Below are 16,989 nucleotides of genomic sequence, written 5' to 3'. Positions count from 1 at the left end.
GCCGTCCTCGCCTCGAACCATCGGCCGGCGAGCCGGATTCCGCGGTCGGCGGGATCGAATCGGGGTGGGTCAAACCCTGTCGATCGCGCGGCGATGGCGCTTCGGTGGTGGGGTCAGGCCGTACACACGGTGGTCGGGATCGGTTGAGGAGCGACATGTCCGAAGTCGGTGCGCCCCCGGCCCCCGCGCCCGCCATCGCCCTGTCGGTGCTCGACCTCGCCCCGGTGACCGAGGGCAGCGACGCCGCCACGGCCGTCCGGCGGGCCGTGGCGCTGGCCCGGCATGTCGAGAAGCTCGGATATCGCCGGTACTGGCTGGCCGAACATCACCTGGTCGCGGTGGCCGGCTCGGCCACGTCGACGCTGATCGGGCTGGTGGCCGCCGCCACCGACACCATCCGGGTGGGCTCGGCGGCCATCCAGAGCGGCCTGCACACGCCGGTGTCGATCGTCGAGGCCTTCGGCACGATCGATGCGCTCTACCCGGGGCGCCTGGATCTGGGACTCGGGCGGTCGGCGCAGCGTCGCACCGAACTCGCCGGGTCGATCCCGCCCGTGGTGGCATCGACACCCCAGCCCGACCAGGTCGTCGACGGTCTGCTGATCCCGGCACCGTTCCCCGTCGAGGCGTTGCTCGGCGCACCCCGGATCGTGGCGGCGTTCGAGGCGATCCAGTTCGACGGTGCGACTCCCCCGGATTTCGACGACGCCGTCGGCGATGTGCTGGCGCTGCTGGACGGACGATTCCGGTACGGCGACATCGGGTTGTCGGCGGTCCCGGGTGAGGGCGCCGACGTGGCGGTGTGGATCTTCGGCAGCAGCAAGGGGCAGAGCGCACAGACCGCCGGGGCCCGTGGACTGCCGTTCGTCGCGAACTATCACGTCAGCCCGTCCACCGTGCTGGAGGCGGTGGAGGCCTATCGCAGCGCGTTCCGGCCGTCGGCCGTGCTCGCCGAACCGTATGTGGTGGTCTCCGCGGATGTGGTGGTGGCCCCCGACGATGCGACCGCGGTGCACCGCGCCTCGACGTACGGGCACTGGGTGCACGGCATCCGCAGCGGGGCGGGCGCGCAGCCGTACCCCGATCCCCGCACCGCATCCCCGCTCGACGCGGATGCCCGCGCGCTGGTCGACGATCGGATCCGCACCCAGTTCGTCGGCGGCCCCGACACCGTGGTCGACGGGCTACGGACCCTTGCCCGCGTGACCGGGGCCGACGAACTCGTGATCACGAGCGTCACCCACGACTTCGACCACCGCCTCCAGTCACACGAACTACTCGCCCGTGCATGGGGATTGGCGGGTTCTCCGGAATGACTGACATCGGTGGGGCGCGTCGCATCTACGCACGTCTGCACAGATCGGTGACCGCCGGGGCCGGGCAGTGGATGCAGTGCCTCGACCTCGACACGAGTGCGCTGGCTGCCGCAGCGGCACTGCATCCGGAAGCACCGCGTACGTCGATACCGCTCGGCGTGGACCGCATGCCGGGATGACCCGCGCTCGGCCGGCACGGGGAACGAGATGTCGTAACATGTTGCGTCACAACGTGTGTTCTCGGTGAGCATCGTTGCACCGACACCATCAGTCCGCAGGTACGGCCGCTTGTCTGCGTGACATCGCCGGGATGAGCGTGTAGAACGGAAACCTTCACCACCCATGGTGTCGGCGATGCGGGGCTGCCCGCCACGACGGATACCCATGACACTGACCGAAACCGGTACGACCAGAGCTGCACAGGCCCCCATCACCGACGCCGCGGCATGGATCGATGCGCTGCCCGACGATTCGGCGCAGGCCCTGCGCGCCCTCGGCGACCTGCTCGTCGGCACCACCCGGGACCTCGCAGACCACGAGACCGAGGAGATGTTCACGGTTCGTGGACTCGGCGTCGCCGGCTGGTCCGGAATCCTCTACGAGAGTACGTATCTCAACGGCGTGCAGGCGACGTCCGTCGCCCTCGCACTCGGCGAGCTGATCTCGCGGTATGACGCCGAGCTCGGTCCCGAGGACTACACCACTCCTCCCTCCTACACACAGACCACGGTCGGCGAGACGGCGTACCACCACCCGAAGCTCCTGCGGGCTATCTTCCCGGCCGGCACGCTGCTCCACGGTGCACCGATGGTGATCGGTATCGACGCTCGGACCGGTGTCCACCACGAGCCCGAGATCACCGCATTCGTGACGCGCGGGCATCAGGTGGAGGCACGCGAGGTACTGGACACGCTGATGGCGCGCGCCTACGCGCTGCATCCGTACCGCGGGCGGATCGTCCGCGCGGGTGCGGGCGAGGTCTTGAGGTTCTCCGCGATGAGCCTGCCTGCGGCACTGCGCCGCGAGACGGTGGTGGTCGACGCCGGTGTGTGGCGGGACATCGACCTCGGGATCGCTGCGGTGCGTGATCGCCACGCGTTCCTCAACGCGCACGGCCTCGCGTCGCGCCGGGGAATTCTGCTGGCCGGTCCGCCGGGGACCGGCAAGAGTGCGGTGTCTGCGGTCGTCGCCACCGAGGCGGTCGAGGCCGGCTTCACTGTGATCTATGTGGAGGCCAACGCCGGAAAGTACCTGCTGACCAAGGTGATCGAGGAGGCGCAGCGACTGGGCGGGCCGGTGGTGATCGTGCTCGAGGATGTGGACCTGTTCGTGCGGGACCGCCGCGGAGGAGGTGGCGGGCTCGGCGAGTTGCTGCAGGCCATGGACATCGCCTCCGATGCACGCATCCTGACCCTCGCCTCGACGAACGACCCCGCCACGCTCGACGCCGCTGCGGTCCGGACCGGACGGTTCGACAGCATCGTGGAGGTCGGCTACCCCGACACCGCCGCGGCCGCACGGATCCTCGCCGCACTGGTCGAGAACATGCCCGGGGAGGTGGACTGCGCAGCGGTCGCCGCCCGGCTGCCGGAACGGACGAGCGGCAGTGACCTGCGGGAGATCGTGCGCCGCGCGGTCCTCGGCGGCAGTGACGGAGCTCTGACGACCCGGGCGTTGCTGGCCGAGATCGGCTCGGGCCGCTATCGCGCCGACCCCCCGCGCAGGGGCAGTACCTGTAGCCGAGGGTGGGGACTGCGTCGCGTCGGCACCACGCCCCTCCCAGACCACGAACCCCCCAGACCACGAACCGCCGACCCGCCCGTTGTCCGAGATCTGCCACTTGCGCAAATCAGGGTGGCCGAACTTATAGTATCGGCATGCCAAAACACAGGGCTCGGTTTCTCGCGACACTGATGGCCTCACTGCTGGTCGCCTGGACCGCGGTGGCGTGCTCGACCACGTCGCCGGACGACGGTGACAAGCCGGTGGTGCTGACGACGTTCACCGTCTTGGCCGACATCGCCGCCAACGTCGCCGGGGACCGGCTGCAGGTGGAGTCGATCACCAAACCGGGTGCCGAGATCCACGGCTACGAGCCCACCCCGGCCGACATCCGCCGCGCCGCGCAGGCATCGCTGATCGTCGACAACGGGTTGAACCTGGAGGCCTGGTTCGCCCAGTTCATGGACGACCTCGACGTCCCGCACGTGGTGGTCAGTGATGGCATCACACCGATCGACATCACCTCGGATGCCTATGCGGGCAAACCGAATCCGCACGCATGGATGAGCCCGCTCAACGTCGGGATCTACGCCGACAACCTCGCCGAGGCCTTCGCCGAACTCGATCCCGACGGCGCCGACGGCTACCGCGCCAACGCCGCCGCGTACAAGAACGAGCTGGCGGCGGTACAGAAGGACCTCGTGTCCTCGCTCGACGCCCTGCCCGCCAACGAACGGGCGCTGGTCACCTGCGAGGGCGCGTTCTCCTACCTCGCCCGAGACGCCGGGCTGACCGAGCGCTACATCTGGCCGATCAACGCCGAGCAGCAGGCCACCCCCCAGCAGGTCGCGGCGGCCATCGACTTCGTCCGCGACAACCGGGTGCCGGCCGTGTTCTGCGAGTCCACGGTCCCCGACAAGCCGATGCAGCAGGTCGTCTCGGCCACCGATGCCCGCTTCGGCGGCACCCTCTACGTCGACTCCCTGTCCGAGGCGGACGGCCCCGTCCCCACCTACCTCGACCTGATCCGCCACGACGTCGACACCATCGTCGCCGGGCTGACCGGAACGAGCCCCGCATCATGACCGAATCCACCGCACAGCAACCGGTGATCGACGTGCGTGACCTCAGCGTCCGGTACGGCGACACCGTGGCCCTCGACTGCGCCGACCTGCGCCTCGGGACGGGCACCGTCTGCGGACTGATCGGGATGAACGGTTCCGGCAAGTCCACGCTGTTCAAGGCCATCATGGGGATGATCAGCCCCGATGCCGGCACGGTCCGCGTCGGTGGGAGGCCCCCGGCAGCCGCCCGCCGCAACGGCGCGATCAGCTACGTCCCGCAGTCCGAGGACATCGACTGGTCGTTCCCGATCTCGGTGCGCGAGGTCGTGATGACCGGTCGCTACGGACACCTGGGGCCGACCCGCCGACTGCGCCGCGCCGACCACGCCGCCGTCGACGAGGCGCTGGAACGGGTCGAACTCGGCGAGTACCAGCACCGCCAGATCGGCCGACTCTCCGGCGGGCAACGCAAGCGTGCCTTCGTCGCCCGCGGCATCGCCCAACAGGCGTCCATCCTGCTGCTCGACGAACCCTTCGCCGGCGTCGACAAACGCACCGAGGCCACCATCAGCACGCTGCTGCGGGAGTTGGCCGACGGCGGGGCCACCATCCTCATCTCCACCCACGACCTACACGCCCTGCCCCGACTCGCCGACCAGGCCTTGCTGCTGATGCGCCGGGTCCTGGTGCATGGCACCCCCGATGTGGTGATCACCCCCGACAACCTCATCCGTGCCTTCGGTATCGATCCCCTCGACGCGTCCCCCACTGCCACCCCCCAGGAACACCCATGACCGCGATCGTCGATCTCCTCCTCGACCCGTTCGACTACACCTTCATGACCCGCGCGCTGGCCGCGACACTGATCGCCTCCACCGTGTGTGCGCTGCTGTCGTGCTGGCTGGTGCTGATCGGCTGGTCGCTCATGGGTGACGCCGTCTCACATGCGGTGTTGCCCGGAGTGGTCCTCGCCTACATCTTCGGCATGCCATTCGCGTTGGGCGCCATCGTCTTCGGCTTTCTCGCCGTCGGACTCATCGGTGCCGTCCGCAACCCCGGCAGGATCAAGGAGGACGCCGCCATCGGCATCGTGTTCACCACGCTGTTCGCGCTCGGTCTCGTCCTGATCTCGGTCACCCCCAGCCAGACCGACCTCAACCACATCATTTTCGGCAACCTGCTCGGCGTCTCGCGCTCGGATCTGATCCAGATCGCGGTACTCGGCGCCGTCGTCGCCCTCGTGCTCATCGCCAAACGACGCGACCTCACCCTCTACGCCTTCGATCCCACCCATGCCTACGCCATCGGACTCAACCCCAAACTCCTTGGCGCACTGCTGCTCGGGTTGCTCGCCCTCACCGCGGTGACCGCCCTGCAGGTGGTCGGAATCGTCCTCGTCGTCGCGATGCTGATCATCCCGGGGGCCACCGCACACCTGCTCACCGACCGGTTCCACCGCATGCTGCTCATCGCGCCGGCGGTGGCGATCATCAGCGGCGTGATCGGCCTCTACGTCTCCTACTATCAGGACACCTCACCCGGCGGGATGGTGGTGCTCACGCAGGGGATCGTGTTCGCGATCGTCTACCTGTTCAGCCCCGCTCATGGCGTCGTCACGGCCGCGCTCCGGAAGGCCAGGCCGGTGGCCGAGGTGGCGAACGCGTGAGGTGAGACCGGGCCCAGAACATGTGGGGAGTCGGCGGGTACCCGGCTTGGTCACGACCCCGCCGGCAGCCTCCGGTCCCGAACCCATGTCACGTCGTCCCGACTCCGACGTCCACGAGCCACACCCGGACCCTCGCCGTCCGCCTGCACGCCGACCCCGAACGCCGTCATCGACGTCACCTCCCACTCGCGGGGCACGCCGAACTCGGCGGCGACCGCATCGCGATCGAACGCCCGGAACTGGTGGGCATCGAGACCGATCGCCATCGCCTGCAATGTCATATGGGCAACCGCCTGCCCCATGTCATAGTGCGCGAACTCCGAGTACGCCCAGTCTGTCCCCTCGACCAGGACGCGCACCACGTTGACGACGATGACCGAGGCGTCGGGTGCCCACCTCGATGAGCTCGCCGCCAGATGCGCAACGATCCGCGCATGCACCGGATCGTCTCGCCGGCCGACGATGAACGACCACGGCTGTGAGTTTCCCGCCGACGGGGCGAGCCTGGCGGCATCGAGGATCGTGTCGATCGCCGCGTCCCCGACCACGGCATCACGGTCGAACCGGACCGGACTGTACCGGCCCAGGATCGCCGGGTGGAGCACCGGTTCGGCGGGCACGTCGCACACACTCATCTGGCCAGTGTGCCAGTCCATCTCGCTCGGGGGAGATGTCCGGCTCCCGTGGGCACGCGAACCGGACCGCCTCCTTCTCGCCTGGACGACTACCCTGGCCACATGGCCGACACCCCGTCCGAGGACGAGATCCGTCAACAGTTCGAGGCATTGATCGCAGGGCTCGACCGTGACGCGACGACCGATGCCGTCAGGTCGATGGTGGACAGGCCAGGTCCGCGCACCCTACGTCCACCGCGACCGCATCTGCGCAAGCCTCCGCTCCCCCATCCGGTGCTGCTTCGTGTTCGTATCGACCTCGACGACGCACGACCCGCGATCTGGCGGAGCCTCGACATCCGATCCGACGTACGGCTCGACGTCGTGCACCGTGCGATCCAGACGTCGTTCGCGTGGCTCGACTACCACCTACACCAGTTCTCGTTGGGCGGCGCTGCTTTTCGCCGCGACACCGAATTGTTCCTGTGCCCGTTCGACGTCGACGAGGGCGACGAGGAGGGAACCCCCGCCACCGACGTCCGCCTCGACGAGACGCTGCACGAGCCCGGCGACACCCTGCACTATGTGTACGACTACGGCGACGACTGGCAGCTCACGCTCCGCCTCGAGGAGGTGCTGCCGCTGCCCGCCGACGCACCGGCCGTGCGCTGCGTCGACGGGCGCCGGGCCGCACCTCCCGAGGACTGTGGGCATCTCACCGATGCCGACCAACTCGCCGAGGTGCTCGACGATCCCGCCCATTTCGATGTCGACGAGGTCAACGCGGTGTTCGACGATCCGATCAACCGGATCGCCACCGCGGGGATCGATCCACGGCTGCATCGACTGCTCTATCGGCTACAGGCGCAGCCGGACTCCGATGATCTCGTTGCCCGGGCTGAACGCCTGCTCGCCGTGCCGGAACCGATGGCTGCGGCCGCACTCGCCGAGGGGCTCCACCCGATTCTCTGGTTCTTGGACCATGCCGGCGACGACGGCTTCGTGCTGACCGCGAGCGGATACCTCAAACCCGTCGACGTCGGACCGGCCTGCGCGGTGGTGCCCTCGATGGAGGGCTGGATCGGTGCGCGCACACGCGAATCCGATTGCGCTCCGCTGCAGAACTTCCGGGAACTGCTGCAGAAGCTGGGGTTGCTGCGCAAGTACAAGGGACGACTCGTTCGGACCCGACGCGGCACCGCGTTGATGAACGATCCCGCCGGGCTCGTCGAGTATCTCGGTGAGCGGCTCGTCCCGACCGACGCCTCCGGCTTCGACGTCGACTCCTCGATGCTGCTGCTGTTCTTCGCGGCCACGTCCGAGGACGGGGTTCTGCCACTCGAGCGGATCGCGGAGCTGCTGACCGCCTTGGACTGGCGTGTGGGCGGCGGCGAACCGGTCAGGAGCTACAACCTGTACGGTCCGGTGCACAACCTGTTGGTCAACGTCTCCGAGCCGAGGTCTTCCCGCGATCCGGTCACCCTCGGCGCAGTTGCAGCCGCCATCGCCCGGAGCGCGTTGACCGGACAGCGCCCCGGCTGACATCCGGCACGCGAATCTGGTCGCGGTCCACCGGCCATGACTGGGTATCCCCTTGACCACGTGGCGTGCAACGGGTCTCGAAGCCGTGGCCGCGGGCCGCTCGACGCTGGCGAGGCCTGGTGACTGTCACGACCGTCGGCCGCCGACGACAGGTGGTGGTTACCCGGGCCGGGCGGCTGCTCCGCTGATGCGGCTGACGAGCCGCGGTGGCTCCGGGTCAGATGTCCTGGAATGATACGATCTCGAATCGTGATCGAGAAGGCTCGTCGCTCTGCGAGGACCTCCGTCCCGTCGAGTCGATCTGGGGCGGCAGTTCGGTCGGCGCGCTCTGCTGGGGTCCAGCGGCGGGGCGTCGAACGCGTGCAGGCGATCCTCGATGCGGCGAGCGAGCTGCTCCTCGACGGATATGAGGCGGCCACCCTCAAGGCGATCGCGGAGCGAACCGGCATCCCGGTGGCGTCTATCTACCACTACTTCGCCGATCGCCACCAGATCGACGTCGAGCTGATCCAGCGCCACGTGCGAGCGTTCGACGACCGCGTCAAGGCTGCCCTCGATGCCAGCCCGCTCGAGACGCTGCCCGAGGCCGTCGAGACGGTCGTCGACGAGTCGGTTGCCTACTTCCGGGAGAATCCCAGCCTCATTCAACTCTGGTACGTCGGGCGCAACTCGATGTCCAAGACGGTGAGGGACTTCGTGCGTGCGTACGACGCTTCGCGAGCCGAGGAACTGGCTGCCTTCCTGCTCCGCCGGAAGCTCGTGCGCGCAGACATGCCGACCCGAGTCGTCGGCGTGGCCTGCGAGGCCGCTGACCGGCTCTTCGACACCGCATTCGAACTCTCCCCTCAGGGTGACGAGGGCACGATCGTCGAGACGAAGCGGCTCGTCACGGCCTACCTCGAGACCTACGCCGCCCGCACGTAGCTCCCCTCCGCCGGCGCTGACCGGCGCCTGTCCGCGCCCGCCGGGGGCCTTGTCGCCCCGACAACGCCTGGCGACTTCTCGGCGCGCCCTGCGGCGTTGTTTGCTGCCCCTCCGTCGGTCGCGGTCCGCCGGGAGCTGTTCTCAAGCCCCAGAATCGCCTCGCCGGGATTGCTTGACACGGTGTGACCTACGCCATAAATTCGATGTCGACTTTAGATCGAGTTTTGTGATCTGCGAGAGGTGCTGGGTGACCGCGGAGTGCCTCGCCATCAGATCGTCTACTGAGGAGACAGCATGCAGAACGAACCCCAGGGCCTCGACGGCCCTGCGGAGGCGGGGTCGCCGGAGGCCGACGTGATCGTCGTCGGCGCCGGCATGTCCGGACTGGTGGCCGCGCGCGATCTGCGCCGGCGCGGGGTCGACGTCATCGTCCTCGAATCGGCGGATCGCGTCGGCGGCCGGGTGATGGGCGTGACCACGGCGCTCGGCTCACACCTGGACCTCGGCGGGCAGTGGATCGGTGCGGGCCACCACCGCGTGACTGCGCTGGCCGCCGAGCTCGGTCTCACCAAGTACGACATGTACACAGAAGGCATGCCGGACATCATCGACCGGGGACGCAGGCGCCCCCTGGTCTCGCCGGCCACTCTGCCGATCATCCCGGCGCTGCTGACCGTCGACATCCTTGCCCGGACCGGACGCACCGACCGCTGGAACGACACCACGCTCGACCGGTGGCTGCAGAAGGTTCCGGGGCGGCTCGCCCGCCGTTTCCTCGAGGTCCTCGCACTGGTCTCCTGGACCGCGGACCTGGACCGTTTCTCGGTGAACGCCATGACCCGACTGGTGCGCGAGCAAGGCGGGATGTCGACCATCCTCGCGACGAAGAACGGTGCCCAGGAGGCACTTCTCGTCGAGGGGATCTGGACGCTCGCGGAGCGACTGGCCGCGGAGCTCGGCAGCCGTGTCCACACCGACAGTCGGGTCACCGCCATCGAGCGGGACGCAACCGGTGCGACCGTCCGCACCGTGGACGGTTCCTACCGTGCCCGCCGGGTGATCGTCGCCGTCCCGCCGCCCGTCGCAGCTCGCATCCACCACGATCCGCCGCTCCCGGCCCAGCGTGCGACCCTGGAGCGTGACACCCACATGGGGACGGTCTACAAGGCCGTCGCCGTCTACGAGCAGCCCTTCTGGCGAGACCGTGCCCGAGGTGAGCTGCTCGTACTCGACCAGCCCGGCCGCGTGATCACCGACTCGACGGCGCCCGGTGGCCCCGGACACCTCTGCATGCTCGCGTCCGGGCCGGAGGCACGGAACCTGGCAGACCTCGAGCCCGATGAGCGCAGGCGGGTGCTCCTCGACCCGTTGGTCCCGCACCTCGGCAAGCCCATCGCCGACCCGGTGGAGTGGCACGAGAAGGCGTGGCACCAGGACGAGCACGTCGAGGGCGGATATGTCGTCGTCCCCGACCCCGGCACCACCGCCGGCATCATGCCCCATCCGCACGAGCCGGCCGGCATTCTGCATTGGGCAGGCGCCGAGACCGCCGCCGAGCACCCCGGCTACGTCGAGGGAGCGATCCACGCCGGGGAGCGAGCCGCCGGAGAGGTCGCTGCCGCTCTCGAACAGTCGAATTCGTTCTCGTGAAGCACCTTCTGTCCCGCAGGAGACCTTCATGACAATTGCTCAACGCGTCGTATCCCCACGCGCTGGCCGCCCCACTCATCGTGCCGGCTCTGCTGTCGGCCTGCTCGAACAGCTCAGACAAGCCGAGCGGGTCGAGCCCGGATACTCCTGGTTCAGCCAGGGGTCATCCATCCGGGCCCTCTCGACCGCGACCCACCGGCCCAGCAACTGCTCACCCACACCGATCTCCCGCGCGACCTCGGTAACTCCTGCGCTCTGCTCCCATCACTCCGTCCTCCCTGACCAGCCTCACACTGGCCATCAGGATGTCCGGCAAATGGGGTCAACCCCAGGTCGCGACGTTGTGGATCGATCCTTCTCCTGGTCACAGCAATGGCGAAGGCCGGCCACCCGATACGACAAACTCACCTACCGGGCAGGGGTGACCCTCGACGCCATCGTCAACTGGCTACAGCACTCCAGGAGACACGCTCTAGGTTGCCTCACACCGACACGCCTACCCCGAGTTCGACCAGCCGGTGTGCCAAGACCTCACGCTGGACCTTGGCCCCACCAAGCACTGTGGGTAGCTCCTCCACGATGACGACCTCGACGGGGCGCTCGTGCTCTGGCGCGGCAGCAACGAGCTCGAGGATTGCCGCTCGCGCCCCGTCGGCATCGTCGACTCCGTCCTTGAGCACGACCGCCGCCACCACCTGCTTGGCACTCTCGGCGGCGGTCTTGACACCTGTCACCCCGCAGTTGGCCACCGTTCGATGTGCGAGGATTCGTGCTTCCACCGTATGCGGGTAGACGACACCGGCGGCGGTCTCGATCAGGTCTTTGGCACGGTCGAGGTAGTACACCCGCCCGCTTGCGTCCATCGATCCAATATCGCCGGCGCGAAACCATCCGCCCGGAAAGAACGCCGCGGAGGTCTTCTCTGGCAGTCCCCAGTACCCGGCTGCGGCCATCGGGGTCCGGATCACGATTTCACCCACGTCCCCGGGTGCCACGGGTTCTCCGTCGACAGTGACGATCCGAATCTCGGTGAACGACAACGGCCGACCGATACTAGCCCAGGAATCTTCGGAGTCGATGTCGTCGAAGAGCAGCCTCGTCACCGGCGCCCCCTGCTCGGAGGAGCCGTAACCGTGGCACCAGCAGTCCCCGAGGATCCGCGAGACTCGCTGCAAGAGTTCTTCAGTCGCAAAGAAGATGACGAGTTTACGCAAGTTCGGCAGAGTCGTCTCGTCCCGCTCGACGATGTCGAGCAACGGGGCAAGCATCGGCGCCGGTATGAGCATTCCGGTGACCCGATAATCGATGATCTGCGCCAGCAGCACGTTCGGATCGAATGCCGAGTCGTCGGCGACAACCGTCAGCGCACCTCTGAGTAGATACGGCATCAGCGTCTGGAACCCGGTCGCCCACTGCAGTGCATGAAAGTGCAGATTGACATCATCGCCGTCGACCGCAGTCGAGCCTCGTCCAAATGAGTCGAGGTGCTCGATGTTGTTCTCGATCACCGCCCGCCACGATCTGTGCGTGTGAATCCACGGCTTCGGGTGTCCCGTTGTCCCAGTGGTCAACTGAAGAAAGCACGGCTCGTCCTCCTCGACATCCAGACAAGGGTCGGCCTGGCTCCCCAGTGCGATCACCGCTTCATAGGAGACCGCCCACTCCGGACAGGAATCACCAATGCACACAAAGGTTCCGACCTCTGTGAGTTCGTCTCGCACGGACTCCAACTGGGCAGTGAATGCCTCATGGAAGATCAGCGTCGATACCCCTACCTCGCCGATCGTCCGCACATGCGTGGCGATATCGAAGTGGGAATGCAAAACCACCCGTACCAGCCCGAACCGCTCAAGGCCAAACCATGCCTCGACCACTTCGACCCGATTGTGCGACAACACCCCTACTCGGTCACCACGATGCGCCCCTGACGCGATCAACCCCGAGCCCAGCGCATTCGCACATTCTCGCAGTTCTCGGTATGTCCGACTGCTTCCCAAGGTATCGATCACCGCAGTGCGGTCACCGAATCGAGCCGCAGCCCTGGTAAATGCGGATCCTGCTTCAATTCTCATTGTCATCCTTGATCGCTATTGAGAACACTGTCATCAACATTCAGATAATCTGTGTAGCCGCGCGCACCGCCGAAATAGAAGGTCGATCTGTCGGGTTCGTTCATCCGGTCGCCCCGCCGCAGCCGCTCAACCAGATCGGGGTTGGCAATGAATGCTCGCCCAAAGGAGACGAGGTCTGCGCCGCCGCCTGCCAACGCGCCAGCAGCTGTTTCCTTGGTGTGTCCGTTGCTGGATATGTAGGCACCACTGAATCCCGAGCGCAGGGTCCTATAGTCGAACTCACCGAAGTCACGCGATCCGCCGAGCTGCCCCTCGATGACGTCAATGAACCCGACCTGTCGACGTCCCAGCTCCGTCGCCAGCAAGCCGAACAACTCCTGGGGACAGCTGTCGAACATATCGTTATGGGTGCTGACCGGAGATATCCTCACTCCAACTCTCTCCGAAGGGAATTCACCGATCACAGCATCCACCACTTCGAGCGCGAACCGCACTCGGTTCTCTGGCGGACCCCCGTACTCGTCGGTACGCCGATTGCTTCCGTCTCGGAGGAATTGATCGACGAGGTAGCCATTGGACCCGTGAATCTCCACACCATCAAACCCGGCGATCCGCGCCCGTCGTGCAGCCGAGGCGAAATCTCTTACTATTTCCCGTATTTCATCGACTTCAAGCTCGCGCGGCGAACCCGGAGGGGTGGAGCCGTGAGGCAGGTAGACCTTTGCGTCCGCTCGAACTCCTGACGGCCCAACCGGGGCCGAGTACCCCGGAAGGAAGACCGGATGTGACATCCTGCCCACGTGCCACAACTGTGCCATGATGCGGCCACCGCTGTTGTGAACTCGATCGACCACGCTGCGCCACGCATCAACCTGGGCATCGCTGTAGATTCCAGGAGTCCACATATAGCCACGAGCAGTCGGCGAGATCACCAACCCCTCCGCGACGATCAATCCCGCCGCAGCCCGCCGTGAGTAGTACTCGGCGACAATGCTTCTCGGCGCATCGATCCCAGGAACCACACGGTTTCTGGTCAGCGGTGACATGACAATCCTATTGGGCAGACGGAGCCCGCCGAGGTTGATCGGGTCGAACAATCCCGCAACAGTCACCGCGACACCCTGGCAACGGCACGCACCTCGATCTGCTGTGCCGGCAAGAACAAACTGGTAACCCCAACCGCAGTTGCCGTCGGCCGATCGTTGCCGACGAACCTGGCAAGCTGTGGCGCTATCTCGGTGTACTTCGACCCGATCTCGGTCGTACCCGTCAGATATACGGTGAGATCCACGATACTCTTGGGTGAACTACCCACGGACTCAAGTGATTTTGCAAGCACATCGAGAACATACGCACATTGGGCCCCGAGGTCTGACTCGCCGACGATCGCGAACTCGGGTCCTTGAATCGGTGCAACACCGCTGACAAAAACCAGACCATCGGAGACAACCACCGAGCTGAATCCGAGGTCTGCCATGGCTTCCGCCGGAATGTAGTTGAGGGCACCGAGGTCGGGCATATGCCTGGTGATCATTGATCTTCTCCTATGTCGAACAGTGAGGCAGACGCCCCACACCTTTCGCCAGGCAACATCTGTAGTTGCTGGGGGACTGAGCATTTGCTCGATCTCGAGGCTCACACCGAGAAGTTTCAGAACTGTTTCATACTGTGTCGCTACGGTGAATCCCGTTGCGGCAGTAATGATTAGTTGACTCCGAGCGACAACTCTTTGACCATGCGAGCCCTCCGTCGACGGCGGGAGATTTCGTCTTCGCAGAGCACTTGGAGGAACTCCAGGTGCCCGAGCTCGCCGTCGCGGGTTTGCGCCGGCCGAGCATCGAGAGTGTCGAGCATGCCGCCCAGTTTCAGAGTGTTCAGCGCCGTGCGCAGGCTGGGATCATGGATGGTCATAGCAGCCGTTCCTTGGTTGAGAAGATTTGAAAGTCGCTGTCTATCACCGTAAATGGGAACAAACTGTCATTGGCCTGATGCGGTATCGAAGGCGTGTGGGCCGCTGAGCAGCGCTGGGGTCGCTGTTGTGGCCGGTGCGGGCGCTCCCTAGTTTTCGGTGCCGGCAACCAGGATTCCGTTGATGGTGCGGTACTGCACATCGTCGACCTGCACAGGGCGGTGGCATGTGGCATCGATCCGATGGTCGGGATGGTTCTTCCGTAGTCCGACGATGCCTTGAATCGCCCGTAAGCGGTGTAGGCGTTGAGCTCAGAGAACTCGGTGACGACGGCTACCGCGCCGGGGCCGACCTCGTCGGCTTGCCGACGGCACCAGGACACCGTCTGCAGGGTGTGGGCGACCTCGTGGGGTGGGTGGTCTCGAAGTTCGTCGACCGGCCCGTCATGTGCAGGACGTGGGTAGCTGCCACCTCGTCGCCGTCGAAGACTTGCACGACGTCACCGGCAATGCGGACGGTGACGCGCTGCCCGATCAACCGCCACGGCACCGAGTACAGAGCGATGCCCGCTGTGACGTGACAGTCCGCAGCGACCTTCCCGACGTGATAGACAGCATGCTCACATCGTCGTGGCGGCAACGGTTTCAGGGTTGACTGTTCGATCTGGGTGAACAGCTCCATGGGAGGCATACCATCGATTCCACGATGTGAACGAACCCGTACACCTCGGTGCACCACACCACTGCGGCGTCTTGCATTTGCGGCACCGACGTGAAGGTGCGGCCCCGCGGAGAACGAGTCCCGGATGTAGGCACGGGTCGTTCAATCCGGGGTTTGTCCTTGGGCTTGCGGGCGCGTGCCGGGTCGATCACGACGTCGTAGAACGCCGCGAACCGGGCGTAGGCCCGGTTGATCGTGGGGTCGTAGAGATCGGGCGCTCGACTCCGGTCTTGAGGTTGTCACACGTCTACACCGTGGTCGTCTCGTAGCCGTTGCGCAATGGTCGCCACGGTCACCGACTCGTCCATCCCGAGGGACACCCCAGGGTGGGGAACTGCGTGACGGACAACCCAATCAACGTGGGGAGTTAGGTGACCGCTGACAGCATGAGTGGATGTGCTCGGCCGACGCGTGACAGGCGACGGGCCACCGATCAGGGCGGATCACTAATCTGTTCGCGACGTGCCGAGGGCGTTATGCCGTATCGTCTTTTGAATGCTCGACTGAAGACGGCCGCGTCGGTGAAGCCATAGCGCTCACGGATGTCATGGATGCCGACATCTCGATACCCTGGATCACCTAGCCTGTCGAAGCATCGGGTCAGCCGTTCGTTGCGTACCCACGACGAGAAGCTCTCCGCCTCATCAGAGAACAGCCGATGCACGTGTCGTACAGAAATCGCAAAGGCCGCAGCGACGCTGCCAGGGTCGAGCGCCGGATCGTCGAGTCGGGTACGCACGTACTGTTTGATACTCGTCGACGACGGCTGGGCGCCGACGGGGTGGCAATCAGCTGGCCGGGAGACCCACCGCAGAGTAGAGGACAACAGATCGATACCCGCCTCGCCCAGCTGCTCGCGTTCAAGGTCGGAGATGTTCTCGCCGACCCGCTCAAGGTTGGCGAGAAAACCCGACACCACCCACCCTATCCCCCGGGATGATCCATCGACGCGACGCGCAGTGGCGTCAGGGGCCAGCGTGCCGCGGGCGGCCAGCGCCGACCTCGGGATATGAAAGACCAGGTGGTCGAACCCGCCTCCCTGAAAGTCCACCGAGTAGCTACGCGCGGTGTCGAAGATGGTGAAGTCACCGGGCCGGAGTTCCACCTCTCGGCCATCCTGGATGCCGACCGTACGACCTCGCAGCTGCAGAGCCAGGAGGTACCGATCATCGACGCTGTCGGATATGCAGCGTCGGCTGCGCGTGGCGATCATCGGATCGCAACTGATTCGGGTCGCGCGCAGATCACCGTAGGACCTGGTCCGCACCGCCCCGCAGAACGCAGGACCCCGCTGGTGGTCGACTTCCAACTCGACAAACGTCCGACAGATGATCTGCCGCCAGTACTCGTCACGGTCCCTGTCAGGGATGCCCGCAGTCGACAGTGTTACCTCCATGGCACTCCATGCTATGGGGGCCGACATAATCCGTCAGATTGGCGGCAACGAGACTTGACCGTCAGGGACATGACATTGACCCGCCGTGCCGTCGCCACGAGTCCGCACACATCAGCACAGTCATCGCCCGCACAGCGATTGTTCACAGGGGACTCTCCCCGTTCGAGTCCGCGCCGTCGACAGTCGGAAGTGTCGATGGGTGACTCTTCCTCGTCGTCGAGTTCATCAAACGACGATCCGGGTCAGAATCTGGACGACGAACTCTCCACCGTTCACCGCGTCTCCAAGACACCGGGCTCGGCCGATAGATGAGCTGCCCTCGAAGAGAAAAGGTCAGGCCGCATTTCTGCAACCTGACCTTTGTCAGCGTTTTGAGCTGAACTGCTCGGTGGTG

The 16,989-nt window shown here is 65.9% G+C and carries 15 protein-coding genes and 1 pseudogene; 9 read left to right on the top strand and 7 right to left on the bottom strand.

The annotated features are described in order from the left end of the window. Window positions 1-155 precede the first annotated feature (155 nt). The 6 genes from GD1_RS13930 to GD1_RS13905 all read left to right on the top strand — a co-directional run bounded on the left by GD1_RS13930 (window position 156) and on the right by GD1_RS13905 (window position 5,768). Window positions 156-1,316: an LLM class flavin-dependent oxidoreductase gene (locus tag GD1_RS13930; RefSeq protein ID WP_059037623.1), complete on the top strand. Its 1,161-nt coding sequence runs from the start codon at window positions 156-158 to the stop codon at window positions 1,314-1,316. Beyond that, a complete protein-coding gene (locus GD1_RS13925; protein ID WP_059037621.1) occupies window positions 1,313-1,495 on the top strand; it encodes a hypothetical protein in 183 nt (60 codons plus the stop codon). Before GD1_RS13930 ends, GD1_RS13925 begins: the two co-directional genes overlap by 4 nt. Before the next feature lie 205 nt (window positions 1,496-1,700). Continuing rightward, window positions 1,701-3,230, top strand: a complete 1,530-nt coding sequence (locus tag GD1_RS13920) for an AAA family ATPase (protein WP_238403808.1) — start codon at window positions 1,701-1,703, stop codon at window positions 3,228-3,230. Beyond that, window positions 3,194-4,123: a metal ABC transporter substrate-binding protein gene (locus GD1_RS13915; protein WP_053777624.1), complete on the top strand. Its 930-nt coding sequence runs from the start codon at window positions 3,194-3,196 to the stop codon at window positions 4,121-4,123. Before GD1_RS13920 ends, GD1_RS13915 begins: the two co-directional genes overlap by 37 nt. Next, complete coding sequence (locus GD1_RS13910) at window positions 4,120-4,896, top strand: metal ABC transporter ATP-binding protein (RefSeq protein WP_059037619.1); 777 nt, start codon at window positions 4,120-4,122, stop codon at window positions 4,894-4,896. Before GD1_RS13915 ends, GD1_RS13910 begins: the two co-directional genes overlap by 4 nt. Next, complete coding sequence (locus tag GD1_RS13905) at window positions 4,893-5,768, top strand: metal ABC transporter permease (protein ID WP_059037616.1); 876 nt, start codon at window positions 4,893-4,895, stop codon at window positions 5,766-5,768. The genes GD1_RS13910 and GD1_RS13905 overlap by 4 nt, the downstream gene beginning before the upstream one ends. 50 nt (window positions 5,769-5,818) lie before the next feature. On the opposite strand, the gene GD1_RS13900 is transcribed toward GD1_RS13905, so the two are convergent. Continuing rightward, window positions 5,819-6,403 carry a nitroreductase family protein gene (locus GD1_RS13900; protein ID WP_053777625.1) on the bottom strand — a complete coding sequence of 195 codons (585 nt, stop codon included), beginning with the start codon at window positions 6,401-6,403 and terminating at the stop codon, window positions 5,819-5,821. Window positions 6,404-6,505: 102 nt separating this feature from the next. Here GD1_RS13900 and GD1_RS13895 point away from each other — a divergent pair, with 102 nt between their 5' ends. The 3 genes from GD1_RS13895 to GD1_RS13885 all read left to right on the top strand — a co-directional run bounded on the left by GD1_RS13895 (window position 6,506) and on the right by GD1_RS13885 (window position 10,498). Continuing rightward, a complete protein-coding gene (locus GD1_RS13895) occupies window positions 6,506-7,924 on the top strand; it encodes a plasmid pRiA4b ORF-3 family protein (RefSeq protein WP_020791803.1) in 1,419 nt (472 codons plus the stop codon). A gap of 249 nt (window positions 7,925-8,173) precedes the next feature. Further along, a complete protein-coding gene (locus GD1_RS13890; RefSeq protein WP_244882710.1) occupies window positions 8,174-8,848 on the top strand; it encodes a TetR/AcrR family transcriptional regulator in 675 nt (224 codons plus the stop codon). Between the two features lie 294 nt (window positions 8,849-9,142). Then, window positions 9,143-10,498, top strand: coding sequence for a flavin monoamine oxidase family protein (locus tag GD1_RS13885; RefSeq protein WP_053777626.1), 1,356 nt, complete (start codon window positions 9,143-9,145; stop codon window positions 10,496-10,498). 482 nt (window positions 10,499-10,980) lie between these two features. On the opposite strand, the gene GD1_RS13880 is transcribed toward GD1_RS13885, so the two are convergent. The 6 genes and pseudogenes from GD1_RS13880 to GD1_RS13855 all read right to left on the bottom strand — a co-directional run bounded on the left by GD1_RS13880 (window position 10,981) and on the right by GD1_RS13855 (window position 16,595). After that, entirely contained in the window at window positions 10,981-12,570 is a 1,590-nt protein-coding gene (locus GD1_RS13880) for a class I adenylate-forming enzyme family protein (RefSeq protein ID WP_160319609.1), read from the bottom strand. Window positions 12,571-12,572: 2 nt separating this feature from the next. Next, the gene (locus GD1_RS13875; RefSeq protein ID WP_053777628.1) at window positions 12,573-13,682 is read right to left on the bottom strand and encodes an alkene reductase; all 1,110 of its coding nucleotides are present in this window, start codon (window positions 13,680-13,682) and stop codon (window positions 12,573-12,575) included. Next, window positions 13,679-14,209, bottom strand: a complete 531-nt coding sequence (locus tag GD1_RS13870) for a RidA family protein (protein WP_020794488.1) — start codon at window positions 14,207-14,209, stop codon at window positions 13,679-13,681. The genes GD1_RS13875 and GD1_RS13870 overlap by 4 nt, the downstream gene beginning before the upstream one ends. A 101-nt stretch (window positions 14,210-14,310) precedes the next feature. Continuing rightward, window positions 14,311-14,481, bottom strand: a pseudogene (locus tag GD1_RS13865) (ATP-binding protein); the annotation flags it as partial. Window positions 14,482-14,812: 331 nt separating this feature from the next. Further along, window positions 14,813-15,160 carry a Mu transposase domain-containing protein gene (locus GD1_RS25770; protein WP_020794486.1) on the bottom strand — a complete coding sequence of 116 codons (348 nt, stop codon included), beginning with the start codon at window positions 15,158-15,160 and terminating at the stop codon, window positions 14,813-14,815. 472 nt (window positions 15,161-15,632) lie between these two features. Further along, window positions 15,633-16,595, bottom strand: a complete 963-nt coding sequence (locus GD1_RS13855; protein ID WP_053777630.1) for an AraC-like ligand-binding domain-containing protein — start codon at window positions 16,593-16,595, stop codon at window positions 15,633-15,635. Window positions 16,596-16,989 lie beyond the last annotated feature (394 nt).

Source organism: Gordonia desulfuricans NBRC 100010 (assembly GCF_001485495.1).
GTDB lineage: Bacteria > Actinomycetota > Actinomycetes > Mycobacteriales > Mycobacteriaceae > Gordonia > Gordonia desulfuricans.
The sequence above is the reverse complement of the archived record's forward strand: the minus strand, read 5'-3'. Positions and strand labels throughout refer to the sequence as shown.

Coding starts and splice junctions, on each gene's coding strand:
- GD1_RS13895 (WP_020791803.1), top strand. CDS start 6,506: ATGGCCGACACCCCGTCCGAGGACGAGATCCGTCAACAGTTCGAGGCA.
- GD1_RS13905 (WP_059037616.1), top strand. CDS start 4,893: ATGACCGCGATCGTCGATCTCCTCCTCGACCCGTTCGACTACACCTTC.
- GD1_RS13900 (WP_053777625.1), bottom strand. CDS start 6,403: ATGAGTGTGTGCGACGTGCCCGCCGAACCGGTGCTCCACCCGGCGATC.
- GD1_RS13885 (WP_053777626.1), top strand. CDS start 9,143: ATGCAGAACGAACCCCAGGGCCTCGACGGCCCTGCGGAGGCGGGGTCG.
- GD1_RS13855 (WP_053777630.1), bottom strand. CDS start 16,595: ATGGAGGTAACACTGTCGACTGCGGGCATCCCTGACAGGGACCGTGAC.
- GD1_RS13915 (WP_053777624.1), top strand. CDS start 3,194: ATGCCAAAACACAGGGCTCGGTTTCTCGCGACACTGATGGCCTCACTG.
- GD1_RS13930 (WP_059037623.1), top strand. CDS start 156: ATGTCCGAAGTCGGTGCGCCCCCGGCCCCCGCGCCCGCCATCGCCCTG.
- GD1_RS25770 (WP_020794486.1), bottom strand. CDS start 15,160: ATGGAGCTGTTCACCCAGATCGAACAGTCAACCCTGAAACCGTTGCCG.
- GD1_RS13880 (WP_160319609.1), bottom strand. CDS start 12,570: ATGAGAATTGAAGCAGGATCCGCATTTACCAGGGCTGCGGCTCGATTC.
- GD1_RS13925 (WP_059037621.1), top strand. CDS start 1,313: ATGACTGACATCGGTGGGGCGCGTCGCATCTACGCACGTCTGCACAGA.
- GD1_RS13910 (WP_059037619.1), top strand. CDS start 4,120: ATGACCGAATCCACCGCACAGCAACCGGTGATCGACGTGCGTGACCTC.
- GD1_RS13920 (WP_238403808.1), top strand. CDS start 1,701: ATGACACTGACCGAAACCGGTACGACCAGAGCTGCACAGGCCCCCATC.